Origin of the sequence: Kitasatospora sp. NPDC058184 (genome assembly GCF_042883725.1) — a bacterium.
GTDB lineage: Bacteria > Actinomycetota > Actinomycetes > Streptomycetales > Streptomycetaceae > Kitasatospora.
The window spans coordinates 1-1,093 of record NZ_JBHVVE010000075.1; the positions used below are offsets into that span (position 1 = coordinate 1).

At 68.6% G+C, this 1,093-nt stretch carries 1 pseudogene; it reads left to right on the top strand.

Annotated features, from left to right (window positions below):
• Positions 1 to 125 precede the first annotated feature (125 nt).
• Positions 126 to 1,093, top strand: a pseudogene (locus tag ACFVXH_RS41430) (hypothetical protein); the annotation flags it as partial.

Here is a 1,093-nt window from a genome sequence, read left to right on the forward strand (position 1 = left end):
TCACCCTCACCGATGCCATCACACCGTCGTGTGTCACAGCCGCCGGCGCCTTCGACCTCGCGGCGGGCGCCTCCCATCAGGTGTTCTGCAACCTGACAGGCGTCACGCAATCCACCACCAACACCGTGACAGCCTCCTTCCCGGGACCCGGCGGAACACCCATCACCACACCGCCCTCCGAGGCGAGCGTCGACGTCCCCTCACTGGCCATCAACAAGGAGGTCTGCACCTCCGCGAACGCCGCCGACTGCGGCGAGGGCGGCGCGGGACCGTGGGCCAAGACCACCACCGTCGCCCCGAACAGCACCGCGTACTGGCGGATCACCGTCACCAACAACGGCCCCGTCAGCATCACCGGCATCACCCTCACCGACGCCGTCACACCGTCGTGTGTCACAGCCGCCGGCGCCTTCGACCTCGCGGCGGGCGCCTCCCATCAGGTGTTCTGCAACCTGCCGGGTGTCACGCAGTCAACGACGAACACCGTCACGGCGTCCTTCCCCGGCCCTGGCGGAACACCCATCACCACACCCCCGTCCGAGGCGAGCGTCGATGTTCCGTCCTTGGCCATCAACAAGGAGGTCTGCACCAGCACAAACCCGGCCGACTGCGGTGACGGCGGCCCCGGCCCCTGGGCGAAGACCACCACCGTCGCGCCGAACGGCACCGCCTACTGGCGGATCACCGTCACCAACACCGGCCCCGTCAACATCACCGGCATCACCCTCACCGACACCGTCACGCCGGCCTGCGTCACAGCCGCCGGCACCTTCGACCTCGCCGCAGGCGCCTCCAAGCAGGTCTTCTGCAACCTGACAGGCGTCACCCAATCCACCACCAACACAGTGACGGCCTCGTTCCCGGGACCCGGCGGAACACCCATCACCACACCGCCCTCCGAAGCGAGCGTCGACGTCCCCTCGCTGGCCATCAACAAGGAGGTCTGCACCTCCGCGAACGCCGCCGACTGCGGTGACGGCGGCGCAGGACCCTGGGCGAAGACCACCACCGTCGCCCCGAACGGCACCGCCTACTGGCGGATCACCGTCACCAACAACGGCCCCGTCAACATCACCGGCATCACCCTCACCGA